This window comes from Peribacillus sp. NPDC101481 (assembly GCF_044767165.1).
Lineage (GTDB): Bacteria > Bacillota > Bacilli > Bacillales > DSM-1321 > Peribacillus.
Map to the genome: position 1 here is coordinate 765,936 of NZ_JBIWNJ010000002.1, position 15,275 is coordinate 781,210.

The window sequence follows — 15,275 nt, forward strand, 5'->3', positions numbered from 1 at the left end:
TTAGCATGGGGGAATTTTTGGTGGAGGGTAAAATCATTAAGTTTTATCGGGAAAAAGCCCAAATGACACAAAAGGAGCTGGTACAAGGAATTTGTTCCATTACACATTTAAGCAAGATTGAACGAGGGATTACCGAGTATTCCAAAGAGATGATAACCCTGTTATCCGAGAGGCTGCAGATCAATATAAAAGAAGAGGTCAGAAAATATCATCTATTGGGCCAAAAACTTGATGAGTGGCAGAATGCTTTGATTTCACAACAGACGGAAGACTCAGCTAGGTTAAAAAAAGAAATAGAAGATGAGCCGCTTAAAGAGCTTCCTGATTTTCATGCATCCTATAATTTAATCCTCTCAAGGTACCATCTATTCATGAACCTTCCGGAGAAAGCGTTTGAAGGGATACAAATTATCCAAGGGAAAGAGTCACAGCTCTCATCGTACGAACGCAATTATTTAAAACATATCATGGGCATCTATTATTTCCTGACCGGACAATACAAAGATTGCATCAACATCCTTACGAGCATTGATCATTCTGGATACCATCACAATGAATATTATTATCATCTTGCACTGGCACACCATTCAACACATTCAAATATTGCATCATACTATTATGCTGAAAAAGCGCTAGCCTATTTTCATAAAACATTGAATGTCCTAAGAATCATCGATACCGAAACGATGATGCTTGTTCAATTGAACGCAAGGGAGCTGCACGACTTTGAGGAAACCAAGAAAAAATACGATTCCTTAATCAAGATGTGTGATGCTTGTCAGGCATATGATCGAAAATCCAAGCTCCTTAACAATCTTGCTTTCGAATGTTATAGAAGGAAAAGGTTTGCTGATGCAAGAAAATTATACGAAAGGGCGCTTCTGCTCGTTGATGAAGATAATCCTTTTTACACGATGTTTTTGGATGGATACATCAACAACGCGATAAAAGGAAAGTTATTGAATGATACAGAAATCACGGACCTAGCTGAAAAAGGATTGAGACTTGCCCGAAAACATAATGGCATGCCACCCTTTTATTTTCAATTGCATCTATATGCAATCCAGGAAGAGGAAGAAAAATTCTACCGTTTAATAGAAGAAGAAGCTTTGCCCTTTTTCAGGAAAACAGGCTACATAGTCCTGATCGATCATTATGAGAAAAAACTGTTTCATTATTTAGTAAAGATCAATGAGACAACCAAGGCATTGCAATTAGCCCAAATAATTATCGAATCACATAAAAGTCATTATGATGGAATGAATTGAACATATATCTATCGGAAGGAGCTTGGTAATGGTTTGCGTTGTATCAGTGGAGAGAAGTATCACTGATAAAATCGAATTATACTAAATTATTCCTTTGACAATCTCCTGAAACTCCTATATATTTAGCTAGTACTTTAGTGCTTAAAAGCGTTTCAGTAATTGTGAGGAGTGAAAAGGTCCTAGCCTTACCTCAGAGAATATACAACATTGAAAGCGGGGAAAAACATCATGCGTCTTGAAGATGCAAAGCTAAAACTCTCCTTACTTGAAGCAATTGGGGTTTTGGCCATTCTATTCTTAATCATTGCAACTGGTATCATACATTATGGACTTGCCCCCCATATTCCAATAATAGCGGCAATCCTTTTCTTATTTGTTTATGGGAAGATCAAGAAGCTGCCATTTTCAATTATGGAGGCGGCTATAGTCAAAGGTGCAGGTACTGGTATGGGAGCCATTTATATATTCTTTTTCATTGGAATGCTGATTTCCATATGGATGGCAAGCGGGACGATCCCTACCATCATGTTCTATGGGTTTGACTGGATTTCTGGTGAATATTTTTATGCAATCACATTTTTGGTGTGTTCGCTAATTGGGCTCTGTATCGGGAGTTCACTTACAACATCAGCCACTATCGGCGTTGCTTTAATAGGTATGGCGGCGGCGATGGATTTATCGTTGGCGATTACAGCCGGTGCAATCATTTCCGGTGCATTTCTTGGGGATAAAATGTCTCCATTATCCGACTCTACCAACCTTGCATCTGGAACGGTTGGAGCACCATTATTTGAACATATTAATAATATGCTTTGGACTACGATTCCAGGTTTTTTAATATCACTTATCATCTTTTACTTCCTTTCACCGAATGTCAAAGTTGCTCGTGTTGAGGAAATCGAAGCCATGACCAAAGCCTTGGAAATGGAAACGAATATAAGCATATGGAGTTTGATTCCGTTTGTCATCGTTCTAATCATGGCTTTGAAAAAGGTGTCAGCCATTCCGACATTGTCGGCAGGAATCATTTCGGCAGCCATCATCGCTTTCATTCAAACGCCTAATTTGACGGTTGCAAAACTGGCAGATATTTTATACGGCGGATTTGTACTCAAGAGTGGAATGGATCAACTTGACTCAATCTTATCGCGGGGAGGAATTGAAAGTATGATGTTCTCCGTTTCGATGGTGTTGTTGGCATTGGCCATGGGCGGACTATTGTTCGAATTGGGAGTCATACCTTCTATTTTAAAAGCGATCCAGGATTCATTGACGAGTGTAGCGAAAGTGATTTCCGCTACTGTATTTGCAGGAATCAGCGTTAATTTCCTGGTGGGTGAACAGTATTTGTCAGTTATACTGCCTGGGAAAGCCTTTCAGCAGAAATATGAAGATTTAGGCTTGCAGCCCAAAACGCTTGCGAGGGTACTTGAAGATGCGGGAACAGTTGTGAATCCTCTGGTTCCTTGGGGTGTCTGCGGTGTATTCCTGACACAGGTATTGGGTGTTTCAACCCTTGAATATGCCCCATTTGCATTCTTCTGCCTGCTTTGTCCTTTACTCAGTCTGATTTCTGGCTTTACGAAAATCGGTATCCATTATAAATAAAAAAAACAGGCGGTCGGGTCTCGACTGCCTGTTTTTTTATGTGAAGTTCCATAACCTTATAGAGAAGGGGACCCCCTGACATGAACAGAAATGTCAGGGGGTATTTGAACGATTATTTTGAGGACGCAATCTCATCTTTTGGGATGGACACGACCTTTTCTTTCTGTTCAAGCAAGTTCATTCGCATAACGACATTTTGGAATATGCCCATTGAAAGCATGAGCAGCAGTAAGGAAGATCCTCCATAACTGATGAATGGAAGGGTGATCCCTGTAATAGGGATAAGTCCAGTCACTCCGCCAACGTTGATGCCGACTTGAATGCCGATCATGGATGAGATGCCGATCAATAAAAGGCTTCCAAATGGATCCTTGCATTTTGCTGAAAGTACATATCCCCTTAAAACGATAAAACCTAGTGTCAATAAAACGAACCCCACTCCGAATATCCCGAGCTCTTCTGCAATGACAGACATGATGAAATCAGTATGTGATTCAGGCAGGTATCCGTATTTTTGTACACTGTCACCAAGACCCACTCCAGTAAGGCCGCCGGATCCTATCGCGAAAAGTGAATTTACGAGTTGATATCCGCTTTCTCCTGCCGTTCCGAAAGGATCTGCAAACCCCGTAAAACGAGACATCTTATTTTCAGAAAGAACGGAAGAAAAATTCCCTGTCACTATTACACCTAGTGCAAATATGGCAACGAAAATCGCAGTAATCAAAGAGAGTTTGAATATACTCTTAAAGGACATACCGGATGAAATGATCATGGTACTTGAAATCAGGAAAATGACCGCTGCCGTTCCATAGTCAGGTTGTATTCCGATTAAAAAGCATATGAATACAAGAAAGAAAATCGGCGGGATGACGGCTTTATCAATACTATTGATTCGATCCTGCCTTTTTCCATAAATGGCTGCCAAATAAATAATCATGGCTAACTTGGAAAATTCAGCGGGTTGAATCGACTTTGTCCCTAATTTGAACCAGCTTGTGGCATTTCCTGCTGTATGGCCGAAGATAAAGAGGAGCAAAAGGATACCGGCCATTCCAAACATCATAGACATCAAGAACATTTTGTTTTTGTACATCTTATAAGGAAGAATCATCGTGACGATCATTGCCACGAATGAAATGAGAAAGGCCGTTTTTTGTTTCTCAAAGAAGAAATCCATAGGCATGCCGTATCGAGCAACAGCAGTAATCATGCTCGAACTGTAAATCATGACTAAACCAAACAAACAGAGTAATACGACAGCGATGAAAATAGGGAAGTCGTATGCTTTAATTATTCTTTTCACTTGTGCGCTCACCTCAAATATGTATGCGCGAAAAAATCGCCTTCTTATATAGTAACGGAAAATCGTTTATATAGATAATAATTTTTATTCGATATATGAATTTATCCTCCATAAACCAATATTAAACACTAAAACCGAGAAACTTGTCTGCCGGATTTCCTTTTTGCTAATAGCCCAATTCGGATTCCTATACATTACCTTCGATAGCAAACGTGAATACTCCTTTTAATAACTGAAAAATTTTTACTATATATTCCATTTGGCGGTTCTTTAAGTCTGGAAGATTACTATTTAAGGTTATTTATGGAAAAACCTGATGTGATGAAGTGGATACTGTAGACAAATTTGTTAGAGTGGCTCATCTTAAAAGGTATACTTATTTTAGCCCCGGTTATGTGGCACGGAATGGTGCAGGGATTTAATGAAGAGAGCGAACCGGTTGTGAACTTGGTTCCAATGGATTATATTATACAGGCTCCTGCGTCTCTGGCATGATATAAAGAGGGGTGGAAAAACCTCGTACGTTACGTTTAGTGAATTAGGGAAGGCCTACCTCCTTGGTCGATCTTAATTAAAAGCATAAGAATGATGGGGAGTACCAATAAAAATAAGGTTAAGCAAGGGGAGTAGTTATGGAAGAGATATATGACAAGCTGGAAGTGTTTTCTCCGGCAACAGGTGAGAAGATTGCGGAAATCGTGCCAACGCCATTGAAGTCGATTCCTCATATATATAAGAAATCAAGACATGCGTTCCAAGAATGGTCGAATCTTTCCATCAAGGAACGGCTGCACTATTTAAAACGGCTTCGTTTATTGATGGTAGAAAAAATGGATGAAATAGCTGAAGTCATTTCAAAAGATACGGGAAAAGTGAAAATTGAAGCGCTGGTTGCTGATATCATGCCAACGATTGATGCAATAAAGCATATCGAGAAACATGCATTGAAAACTCTTTCCGTACGAAAGGTCACCACTCCGCTCATGTTAATTGGAAAAAAATCTTATATCCAATATATGCCCCGTGGAACGATACTCGTCATTTCACCATGGAATTATCCGCTGCAGCTTTCAATGGTACCCATTCTTAATGCTCTAGCAGCGGGAAATGCAGTCATCGCCAAGCCCTCAGAGGTAACACCTTTAGTTGGGGTTTGCATCGAAAAGCTGTTTCTTGAAGCTGGTTTCCCAGACGGAATTATACAGTTTGCCCATGGAGGAAAAGAACTGGGTGCGGCATTAACTGAGCAAAAGCCTGATTATATATTTTTTACTGGATCTGTAAGGACTGGGAAAATGATTGGTGAGGTCGCAGCTAGACAACTGATCCCAACGACTTTGGAGCTTGGCGGGAAGGATCCGATGATCGTTCTGCGTGATGCCAACCTGGAACGGGCTGTTAACGGGGCGCTTTGGGGGGCTTTTACAAATAGCGGGCAGGTGTGCATGAGTGTTGAAAGGGTTTATGTGGAACGTCCTGTTTATAAGGAATTCCTCATGCTTCTTAAAGAAAAGACGAAGTCCATGAGGCAGGGGGTGCATTCGCAGGATGACATCGGTTCAATGACCTTCCCGGCACAAGTTGATATTGTGGCTGGACAACTGGAGGATGCACTGAATAAGGGGGCCGTATTTGAAGCCGGAATACCTCCGAAAGAGTGGAAAACGGGACAGACCCATTTCATTCCGCCGACGATTCTGTCCAATGTCGATCATTCCATGAAAATCATGAAAGAAGAAACGTTCGGACCAGTGTTGCCTGTTGTGCCTTTTGATACGGAGGAAGAAGTGATCGCCCTGGCAAATGAAAGTGAATATGGACTCAATTCCAGCGTTTGGACGATGGATAGTGAAAAAGCAAGCAAAATTGCGTCTCGGTTAGTAACAGGGGCGGTGACGATCAATGATGTGCTGATAACGGTTGCTAATCATCATTTACCATTTGGCGGTGCCAAACAAAGCGGGGTTGGCCGCTATCATGGCGAGCATGGATTAAAGATTTTCTGCCATGAAAAAGCGATCATGATCGATAAAGGTAAAAACAATACAGAAATACAATGGTATCCATATGAAGGGAAATACACGAGTTTTTTATCGCTGTTTCAGAACTACTTTTCTGCCAAACCGAACTGGATTCGTTTCGGCAAAGAATATTTGCGATTGATTAAAATTTCCAAAGGGTACAGAAAATGAAATCCATTTATAAAAAAGATTGTTATTTTCATAACGAGCGCGTATACTATGAATATACTTAATAACTGATTTTCCTTTTCAAAGGGGAGTAGCGTTAGGGTTCGCCCTAAAACAAAGTCGTCATTACGTGAATGTTAAACATTCATCGGCTTTGTTGACATGTTTTCATGTTCAGCAAGACCTTTGCCTATATGGCAGAGGTCTTTTTATTTTGCCAATGCCAGTAGGAAGGAAATACTAACTATTGGAGGTTGAATGGATGGAAGCATCAATATTATTGGAATATGGCTGGGTCCTTCTTATCTTGGTTGGATTAGAAGGGATACTTGCTGCGGATAATGCGGTCGTCATGGCTGTCATGGTTAAGCATTTGCCAAAAGAACAACAGCGAAAAGCCTTGTTTTATGGTTTGATGGGAGCTTTTGTTTTCCGCTTTGCAAGCTTATTCCTTATTTCCTTTCTTGTCGAGGTGTGGCAAGTTCAAGCAATCGGTGCGATTTACTTACTTTTCATTGCTTTTCAGCACATTTACAAAAAATACGCTGGTAAAGGTGAGAAGGAAATCACGAAACCTAAAAAGCAATCCGGCTTTTGGATGACCGTGGTAAAGGTTGAAGCGGCTGATATAGCTTTCGCAATCGATTCGATGTTGGCTGCTGTCGCACTGGCTGTTACACTTCCTGAAACAGGCTGGATGAAAGTCGGCGGTATTGACGGAGGGCAATTCGCTATCATGTTCCTCGGCGGCATGATTGGATTGATCATTATGCGATTTGCAGCAAATGGGTTCGTGAAGTTGCTTCATCAGCGTCCTTCCCTAGAAACGGCTGCATTTTTGATAGTGGGTTGGGTAGGAGTGAAGTTGGCGGTACACACACTCGCACACCCTTCACTGGCTATCATCGATCATCATTTCCCTGAATCAACTCTTTGGAAATCGATTTTCTGGGTCGTTTTGATTGGAATTGCAGCAGGTGCATGGATCATTTCAAGCAAAAAAGAAAAAAAAGAAAAAGAAGAGAAAAAAATACAGGAAGCTTAAAAAAACAGGCGTGCTGGTCACGCCTGTTTTTTTTGCTTTTTCATGTATTTTTGGAGATGACCCTCAAAAGCGCAGGGATGTTTACGAATGATATGTTAAAAGATGTGAATATTAAATTCCGGTTATAAAAATGACAAATGTCCCATTGTATTGGACAAAAATCAGGAAAAAGATAACTTACTGTAATTGCACTGTAATAAACGAGAAAAAACTAAGTATTTTATCATGTTGATATATTATGTGATTTAATTTTTAATGCAAAAATAGTTCTTTTGGTACTGTCTTTTAGACTCCCTCCGCTTAAGATAAGTATGTTGATGCGTATTTTATGTTCAACAGGAGCGAGGTGAGCAAATGCTTGGATTGTTGTTTACAGCATTCAAAAAAAAGCGTTCTTTAGAAGAAACCGTATTGAAAATTCAACAAGGCGATATTAGCCTTCGTAATGATAGCCTTCGTAATGATACCATAGAGTCATTCAAACCTTTTATTGCGAAAACTGTGTCATCGGTTTGCAAACGTTACATATATGAATCAGATGATGAATTCAGTATTGGACTGATTGCTTTTAACGAGGCAATCGATAAATATTCCCCGGAAAAAGGCCGTTCTTTATTGGCATTTGCCGAAACCCTCGTTAAACGAAGGGTTATAGATTATATAAGAAGCCAGTCCAAACAAAAAGAAGTCCTATTGGATTTATCACTGAATGATGATAATGAGCAGAGCCATATATATATCGATAATGAAAATTCCATCAATGAATACGAGAAGCAGAAGGAATCGGAAAGAAGAAAAGAAGAAATTCTGCTTTATATAAGCCATCTAGAGGATTTTGGTCTGTCATTTGAGGATTTAGTTGAAAACTCTCCCAAACATGCAGATGCCAGGAAGGGAGCTATTATGATCGCTAAATTGTTAATGGAAGATGACGAACTGAAAGAAATCCTGTTTGCAAAAAAGCGGCTGCCCGTAAAACAGCTTGAGGGAAAAGTGGAAGTAAGCAGAAAAACGATTGAACGGAACAGAAAGTACATCATTGCTGTGGCAATCATAATAAACGGAGATTTTTTGTATTTGAATGATTATATAAAAGGGGCTATCGATGAATGAAAAAAGGAGTTATTCTTTCAGTTAATAAGCGATTTGTTACCCTATTGACCCCCGAGGGTGAATTTCTGAAAACCAAAAGGCAGGAACGGGTATATGAAGTGGGTGAGGAAATCACTTTTTCACCTGCTAAACAAAAGTTCACTTTAGCCTTTTCCAATTTTCATTCATCTTTCAAAAAAACGGCCGTGCTAAGCATTGCCTCCACCTTCTTGATTCTGTTTTCGATTCTTCCTTCTTATTTCTCTGGTCCTGTGTCGGCATATATGACGATAGATGTGAATCCAAGCATTGAATTGGAGCTTGACGATGATTTAGAAGTTCTCAAACTTACCGGTTTAAATGAAGACGGCAAGCTTGTGATTGGTCAGCTGAAGGACTGGAAAGGCAAGGATATAAAGACTGTTACAAACCGGATCGTTGAAACGACGAAGCAACTTGGTTATTTGAAAGGAAATAAACAAATTGTGGTTTCCACAACGTTATTGGAAAAAGATAAAGAACTGGATAAGAATTTAAAAGAAGAGATAAAAGAAATTTCTGAGCAGGATAATGTTTCTAACACAAAAATGAAAGTGATCCAGGCAACAAAAAGCGATCGGAAGCAAGCAAGGGAACAAGGCATATCCACTGGAAAGTATCTCGAAAAGAAGTTGAATGAAGATAAAGATAAGGATAAGGTAAAAGTCAATAAGAGGGAGCCTGCTCCAGCACCAGATAAAAAAGTCGAGGATAAGGGTGTTAATCCGAAAGAGAAGAGCGTAACGCTGAGTACGGAAAACAAATCGGATGGAGAAAAGAAAAAAGAGAATAATGAAATTGAAATAAAGCAAAAGCAGGCCAATGAAGACAAACCGACTGAACGGAAAAACGCGGGTATGGAAGTTACCAAAATTAAGAAACAAAATGAACGGGAAGATACAATTGGAAAACGGAAACGGGATGCAGTAAATGGACACAAGGAAAAAAGCAACGAGACAAAAGGAAAATCCGAAAGCGACCACAGCAACCAATCAAAGAACAAGCAGAAAAATGAAAAGAATGATAAAAAGTTCGATGTGAAAAAAGTTTCTTCAGCCAAAGAAAATAATAATGATCATTTAAAGCACGAAAGTAAAAATAAACAAGCTAACCAAGTGAAGCAGGCTAATCGGGATAAGCAAGCAAAACAGCGTAAGCAAAATAAACAAGATTGGGATAAGTCGAAAAGGGGTATCGGCAATAATGGAAAAGGAAATGGACATAATGATTAAAAAGAGTCCAGCATGCAGCTGGACTCTTAGCCATGGATATTTAATTGTGTTAGGAATTATTGACCTTTAAGTTGAGATTGTGCTTGTTGTACAAGGCGTTTCGTAATTTCTCCGCCAACTGAACCATTGGCACGTGCTGAAGTATCGGAACCTAATTGTACACCGAATTCAGATGCAATTTCATATTTGATTTGTTCTAATGCTTGTTCGATTCCAGGAACAAGAAGATTGTTACTGCTGTTAGCCATTTTTAAATCTCCCCTTTACTTTTTCAACGGCTTTTGCCGCTGTAATGATAGTATAAGTAGAATGTCGAGTTTTACTTATATGAGCAGTACCAAACTTATTGGTAAACCTGCCTTTTTGTTGTAAGTAAGTCAGTTTTAAAAGAGAATGGAAAAAAGAATGAAAAAAGGGTAAACTAGATATTTAATGGTTATGTGATTCACATAACTATATAGGAGTAAGAAAGGAAACTCTTTATGTTTGCTATCAAAAAAATATTATCAAAGTTAACACCAGCTCAGCTTATTGTCGGTTATTATTTTTTGGCCGTCACTATCTCGACCGTACTGTTGAGCTTGCCGGTTGCTCTGAAGCCAGGCGTGGAATTTAAATTCATGGATGCTTTATTCACAGCCGTAAGTGCAGTTAGTGTGACAGGTCTGACAGTTGTTAGTTTGCCTGAAGTGTATAATGAGGTAGGCTATTTCATTCTAATGTTCGTTCTCCAATTTGGCGGTATTGGCATCATGACACTCGGAACTTTTTTCTGGCTTATAGTGGGAAAGAAAATCGGTTTGAAGGAAAGGCAATTGATCATGACTGATCAAAATCAATCGAATCTTTCGGGCCTTGTTAAATTATTGATCCAAATCATTCAGATATTTGTCGTAATTGAAATGATTGGAGCTCTCGTTTTAGGTATTTACTTTCTGAATTTTTTTCCAGACTGGAAAGAGGCCTTTTTAAATGGCTTATTTTTAGCCGTAAGTGCCACCACGAATGCTGGTTTTGATATTACCGGTATATCGATGATTCCATTTAAAGACGATTATTTTGTACAGTTCATTACGATTATCCTGCTTACCCTTGGCGCCATTGGGTTTCCTGTTTTAATTGAGCTGAAAGAGTTTTTGTCCAATAGGGCCCGTACTTATAAGTTTCATTTTTCTTTGTTCACGAAGCTGACCTCAGTCACCTTCTTTTCCCTTATAATTGGGGGAACGATCCTGATTTACCTCCTGGAAATAAATGGATTCTTCAAAAATAAGAGCTGGCATGAATCGTTCTTCTACTCTTTATTTATGTCCTCCAATACTCGAAGCGGCGGGTTAGCAACAATGAATGTGAGTGACTTTTCGGAACCGACCCTTTTATTGATGAGCATTTTGATGTTCATTGGAGCATCCCCAAGTTCAGTCGGGGGAGGAATCCGGACAACTACATTGGCCATCATGATTCTATTTTTATGGAATTTCATGAGAGGAAGGCGTTCCATTAAAGTGTTCAAACGGGAAATTCACCCCGATGATATCCGAAAAGCGACTGCAGTTATGATCATGGGATCCCTCCTTTGCATAATGGCGGTCTTCATTTTATCAATTACCGAAAATTTCACTTTGATGCAAATCATTTTTGAGGTATGTTCGGCTTTCGGCTCAGTCGGCCTTTCGATGGGAATAACGCCTGACCTCAGCAATACCGGTAAAATTGTCATCATGATCATTATGTTCATTGGCCGTGTCGGGATAACCTCCCTCCTGTATATCATAGGCCATAAAGAAGTTACGGAAAATTTCCATTATCCAAAAGAACGCGTCATCATTGGGTAAATGATTTAAGCTTAACAATGACCTTTCCACCCGTGGAAAGGTTTTTTGTGTTGTTTGCAGGAATCATGGATAAAATGTTGAAATTTACCTATAAGTGAGTTTTCCACCATTTCTATTTAAAAGATATGCTAATTTAATCCCTTACTTGGAATTCGATCAGATGAAGTATAAATCATTTTGGTAAGGAGGTGGAAGAAGTGAAGAAATATACAGGAAGAATCTTTGTCCCTGCCCTTTTCTTCATATTGATACTGCCCTATATAGGGTGGCTGGGTCATGAAGAACGCAGGTTTTCCGCCTTTGCAGGAATATATTTAATCGTAATTTTGACCATAGCCTGGTGTTTGGGTGCCAACTTTGATCATAAACGTAAAACGATTGCTTTATTGCAGGATAGCGAAGGGCGTTATCGCATTATCTCCAATTACTCCAAAGAACTGGTCAATAGCTTCAATGAGGTTATTTTCCAGACGGATGATAAAGGAAATTGGCTGTACTTAAACCCGGCATGGAAATCGATGAGTGGTGCAACCGTGAATGAATCCCTGGGACTTCACTTTTCTAAACATATGGATAAAAATTCTTATCAGGATGTATTAAAGGCCTTTGCGGACACCTTTCATCGAGGGAATAAATACTTTCGCGCGGACATCAAACTAAATGCGAAAAAGGGAACAAGTTGGGTTGAAGCATTCGTTAAACTAATTTATGATGACGCTGGGAAATTCATCGGGACGGCGGGCATATTATCGGAAATCAATGAACGTAAACATGCGGAAGAGAAGCTTGTGAGCCTAAACGAACATTTGGCAATTACATCAAGCAAATTATCAACGGCTGCCCAACTTGCGGCAGGGATTGCACATGAGGTCAGGAACCCGATGACAGCGATAATGGGATTCGTGAAGTTGATTAAAGATGGCGGTGCCGAAAAGCAGGAGTACTATGATATTATTTTTTCGGAAATAAATCGAATTGAGCAAGTGCTGAATGAACTCTTGCTGCTATCGAAACCTGCTGAGGCGGTTTTTCTTGAGAAGGATTTAAAGGAAAGCTGCAACCATGTCGTGACGTTGTTGGAGACAAACGCCGTACTGAACGATATTCAAATTCATAAAAATTATGATTCGGAACCTATTTTTATGTACTTTGATGAAAACCAAATCAAGCAAGTACTAATAAACATGATAAAAAATTCCATAGAATCGATGCCGAATGGCGGAAATATTTTTGTAAGCATAAATGGGGAAAATGGGGAAGTTTTTTTGAGCATTTTGGACGAAGGGGAGGGTATTCCGGAAAACTCCCTGCAAAAAGTAGGAGAACCATTTTTTACTACAAAAACATCAGGAACAGGATTGGGTCTTTCCGTTTGTTTTAGAATCATCGAAAATCATGGCGGAAAAGTTTTCATCACAAGTGAACTGAAAAAAGGTACGAAAATCGTATGTATATTTCCCACCGTCCAAAAAAAGGAATATAGTGGGAAAGAAAAGGTCCAGGTACAGGGCTTTGAATGATAAGAAAATAATGATTTAATTGTTGAAAAAATCTGAATGTTGTGTATATAATTTAAAAGTAATAACATACTAACCGGTCAGTTAGTTTAAAAGGAGGATTCAATTTGAACTTTGAACATACTCAAAAGGTGAAAAACTTGGAAAAGAAGTTAACGGAATTCATGGAAAAGTACGTATACCCAAATGAATCAATATACAAAAAGCAGCTCGAAGCACAGAAGAGCCGCTGGAGTGAAATACCCCCGATATTATCTGAATTGACGGCAAAAGCAAAGGAAGAAGGATTATGGAATTTATTTTTACCTGATAGCGATTACGGTGCGGGTTTAACAAATCTAGAATATGCCCCGCTTTGTGAAATCATGGGTAGGTCGACGATAGGACCTGAAATCTTCAACTGTAATGCGCCGGACACAGGTAATATGGAAGTGTTGGTGCGATACGGTTCGGAGGAACATAAAGAACGCTGGCTGAAGCCCTTGCTTGCTGGGGAAATCCGCTCATGCTTCTCGATGACGGAACCGGAAGTGGCGTCTTCCGATGCGACCAATATCGAATGCAGGATAGAAAAGACGGGTAATGAGTATGTCATAAACGGCCGAAAATGGTGGTCTTCGGGAGCAGGCGATCCTCGATGCAAGATTGCCATCGTCATGGGTAAGACAGATCCTGAGGCGTCCAAGCATGAACAACAGTCAATGATTCTTGTACCGCTGGATACACCGGGTGTCAAAATCGAGAGAATGCTCCCTGTGTTTGGCTATGATCATGCCCCGCATGGCCATGCTGAAATCACTTTTGAAAATGTGAGGGTCCCGGCAACGAATATTCTATGGGGTGAAGGCAAAGGATTTGCAATTGCCCAAGGACGACTCGGACCCGGAAGGATTCATCATTGCATGAGGCTGATCGGCGCTGCTGAAAGAGCACTTGAAGAATTATGTAAGCGCATTCAAAATCGTGTCGCTTTTGGTAAAACATTGGCGAGACAAGGTGTGATCATGGAGTGGGTCGCAGATTCACGGATTGAAATCGAACAAGCGAGACTTCTGACCCTAAAAGCCGCTTATATGATGGATACTGTCGGGAACAAGGAAGCGAAGGCGGAGATTGCCATGATAAAAGTGGTGGCACCAAATATGGCATTGAAAGTGCTGGACAGGGCCATCCAAGGCTTTGGAGCTGCAGGGATCTCCGATGATTTCCCTTTTGCTGCACATTGGGCAAATGCACGGACGTTAAGGCTTGCTGATGGGCCAGATGAAGTTCACCGCTCACAAGTTGCTAAAATAGAACTTCGAAAATACCAACAAAAGCATGAGGTGAAAATATGAAAGTTACCGATTTATTCGATTTGACTGGAAAGACGGCGATCATAACCGGCGGAGGGAGAGGATTGGGAGCACAAATAGCGACTGGCTTTGCCGAAGCTGGGGCGAATGTAGTTCTTTGTTCAAGGAAGAAGGAGGCATGCGACGAAGTTGCTTCACAAATCGAAAAGCTTGGAGTCAAGGCGCTTTCCTTCAAGTGTGATATCACCAATCCGTCAGATGTACAGGAAGTTGTTAACGAAACTTGCCGAGAATTCGGTGCCATCGACATTTTAGTAAACAATAGCGGGGCATCCTGGGGGGCACCGGCCATCGACATGCCCCTTGAAGCATGGCAGAAGGTGATGAATGTCAATGTAACCGGAACCTTTATCATGAGCCAGACAGCAGGCAGGGTCATGATTGAGCAGGGACATGGGAAAATCATAAATATCGCTTCCGTCGCCGGATTAGGGGGGACCGACCCTAGGGTGCTCGATACGGTCGGATATAATACGAGTAAAGGGGCGGTCATTACTTTAACGAAGGATTTAGCTGTTAAATGGGGTCAGCATAATATCAATGTAAATGCAATCGCACCAGGATTCTTTCCGACAAAAATGACGAAAGGGGTTCTTGAGCAAGGAAAGAATCCTATCTTGGATTCCACTCCGCTAAAAAGATTAGGGAGTGATGATGATTTAAAAGGGGCAGCGGTTTTCCTTGCCTCGAAGGCATCTGATTTTGTGACTGGAAATATCCTGATCGTCGATGGGGGTTCACATGCAAAGTAATGAAAGGTAAGTAAATATGGCTGGAGGGTATGAAATG

Annotated in this window: 12 protein-coding genes; 10 read left to right on the top strand and 2 right to left on the bottom strand. The window is 40.3% G+C overall.

Annotation, left to right across the window (positions count from 1 at the left end; translation table 11 throughout):
• The first annotated feature begins 5 nt into the window (after positions 1–5).
• Both ACIROD_RS13715 and nhaC read left to right on the top strand, forming a co-directional pair.
• On the top strand, positions 6–1,268 hold the full coding sequence (locus ACIROD_RS13715) for a response regulator aspartate phosphatase (RefSeq protein WP_402941592.1): 1,263 nt from the start codon (positions 6–8) through the stop codon (positions 1,266–1,268).
• 228 nt (positions 1,269–1,496) lie between these two features.
• Positions 1,497–2,876 carry a Na+/H+ antiporter NhaC gene (nhaC, locus tag ACIROD_RS13720; protein WP_230177631.1) on the top strand — a complete coding sequence of 460 codons (1,380 nt, stop codon included), beginning with the start codon at positions 1,497–1,499 and terminating at the stop codon, positions 2,874–2,876.
• Positions 2,877–2,988: 112 nt separating this feature from the next.
• Here the strand turns inward: nhaC and ACIROD_RS13725 are convergent, their stop codons facing one another.
• Entirely contained in the window at positions 2,989–4,182 is a 1,194-nt protein-coding gene (locus ACIROD_RS13725; protein WP_230177630.1) for an FtsW/RodA/SpoVE family cell cycle protein, read from the bottom strand.
• A gap of 632 nt (positions 4,183–4,814) precedes the next feature.
• Between ACIROD_RS13725 and ACIROD_RS13730 the strand changes: the two genes are divergently transcribed.
• From ACIROD_RS13730 to ACIROD_RS13745, 4 genes are all read left to right on the top strand, one after another.
• Positions 4,815–6,374, top strand: coding sequence for an aldehyde dehydrogenase family protein (locus ACIROD_RS13730; protein WP_402941597.1), 1,560 nt, complete (start codon positions 4,815–4,817; stop codon positions 6,372–6,374).
• Between the two features lie 259 nt (positions 6,375–6,633).
• Entirely contained in the window at positions 6,634–7,416 is a 783-nt protein-coding gene (locus ACIROD_RS13735) for a TerC family protein (protein ID WP_101224482.1), read from the top strand.
• A gap of 354 nt (positions 7,417–7,770) precedes the next feature.
• Complete coding sequence (gene sigI, locus ACIROD_RS13740) at positions 7,771–8,529, top strand: RNA polymerase sigma factor SigI (protein ID WP_402941600.1); 759 nt, start codon at positions 7,771–7,773, stop codon at positions 8,527–8,529.
• A complete protein-coding gene (locus ACIROD_RS13745) occupies positions 8,526–9,779 on the top strand; it encodes an anti-sigma factor domain-containing protein (RefSeq protein ID WP_402941603.1) in 1,254 nt (417 codons plus the stop codon). Before sigI ends, ACIROD_RS13745 begins: the two co-directional genes overlap by 4 nt.
• Positions 9,780–9,835: 56 nt before the next feature.
• On the opposite strand, the gene ACIROD_RS13750 is transcribed toward ACIROD_RS13745, so the two are convergent.
• Positions 9,836–10,027 (bottom strand): alpha/beta-type small acid-soluble spore protein, encoded by a 192-nt coding sequence (locus ACIROD_RS13750; RefSeq protein WP_034314196.1) that lies wholly within the window; start codon positions 10,025–10,027, stop codon positions 9,836–9,838.
• A gap of 234 nt (positions 10,028–10,261) precedes the next feature.
• On the opposite strand from ACIROD_RS13750, the gene ACIROD_RS13755 reads away from it, so the two are divergent.
• The 4 genes from ACIROD_RS13755 to ACIROD_RS13770 all read left to right on the top strand — a co-directional run bounded on the left by ACIROD_RS13755 (position 10,262) and on the right by ACIROD_RS13770 (position 15,238).
• Positions 10,262–11,614 carry a TrkH family potassium uptake protein gene (locus ACIROD_RS13755; RefSeq protein ID WP_101224485.1) on the top strand — a complete coding sequence of 451 codons (1,353 nt, stop codon included), beginning with the start codon at positions 10,262–10,264 and terminating at the stop codon, positions 11,612–11,614.
• 197 nt (positions 11,615–11,811) lie between these two features.
• Complete coding sequence (locus ACIROD_RS13760) at positions 11,812–13,134, top strand: ATP-binding protein (protein WP_157831110.1); 1,323 nt, start codon at positions 11,812–11,814, stop codon at positions 13,132–13,134.
• A 104-nt stretch (positions 13,135–13,238) separates the two neighbouring features.
• Positions 13,239–14,468, top strand: coding sequence for an acyl-CoA dehydrogenase (locus tag ACIROD_RS13765; RefSeq protein WP_402941608.1), 1,230 nt, complete (start codon positions 13,239–13,241; stop codon positions 14,466–14,468).
• Entirely contained in the window at positions 14,465–15,238 is a 774-nt protein-coding gene (locus tag ACIROD_RS13770; RefSeq protein ID WP_101224488.1) for an SDR family oxidoreductase, read from the top strand. The genes ACIROD_RS13765 and ACIROD_RS13770 overlap by 4 nt, the downstream gene beginning before the upstream one ends.
• The last annotated feature ends 37 nt before the right edge of the window (positions 15,239–15,275 follow it).

What these genes read in the sequence shown, in the direction of transcription:
- ACIROD_RS13715 (WP_402941592.1), top strand. Translation starts at nt 6, where the DNA reads ATGGGGGAATTTTTGGTGGAGGGTAAAATCATTAAGTTTTATCGGGAA.
- nhaC (WP_230177631.1), top strand. Translation starts at nt 1,497, where the DNA reads ATGCGTCTTGAAGATGCAAAGCTAAAACTCTCCTTACTTGAAGCAATT.
- ACIROD_RS13730 (WP_402941597.1), top strand. Translation starts at nt 4,815, where the DNA reads ATGGAAGAGATATATGACAAGCTGGAAGTGTTTTCTCCGGCAACAGGT.
- ACIROD_RS13735 (WP_101224482.1), top strand. Translation starts at nt 6,634, where the DNA reads ATGGAAGCATCAATATTATTGGAATATGGCTGGGTCCTTCTTATCTTG.
- sigI (WP_402941600.1), top strand. Translation starts at nt 7,771, where the DNA reads ATGCTTGGATTGTTGTTTACAGCATTCAAAAAAAAGCGTTCTTTAGAA.
- ACIROD_RS13745 (WP_402941603.1), top strand. Translation starts at nt 8,526, where the DNA reads ATGAAAAAAGGAGTTATTCTTTCAGTTAATAAGCGATTTGTTACCCTA.
- ACIROD_RS13750 (WP_034314196.1), bottom strand. Translation starts at nt 10,027, where the DNA reads ATGGCTAACAGCAGTAACAATCTTCTTGTTCCTGGAATCGAACAAGCA.
- ACIROD_RS13755 (WP_101224485.1), top strand. Translation starts at nt 10,262, where the DNA reads ATGTTTGCTATCAAAAAAATATTATCAAAGTTAACACCAGCTCAGCTT.
- ACIROD_RS13770 (WP_101224488.1), top strand. Translation starts at nt 14,465, where the DNA reads ATGAAAGTTACCGATTTATTCGATTTGACTGGAAAGACGGCGATCATA.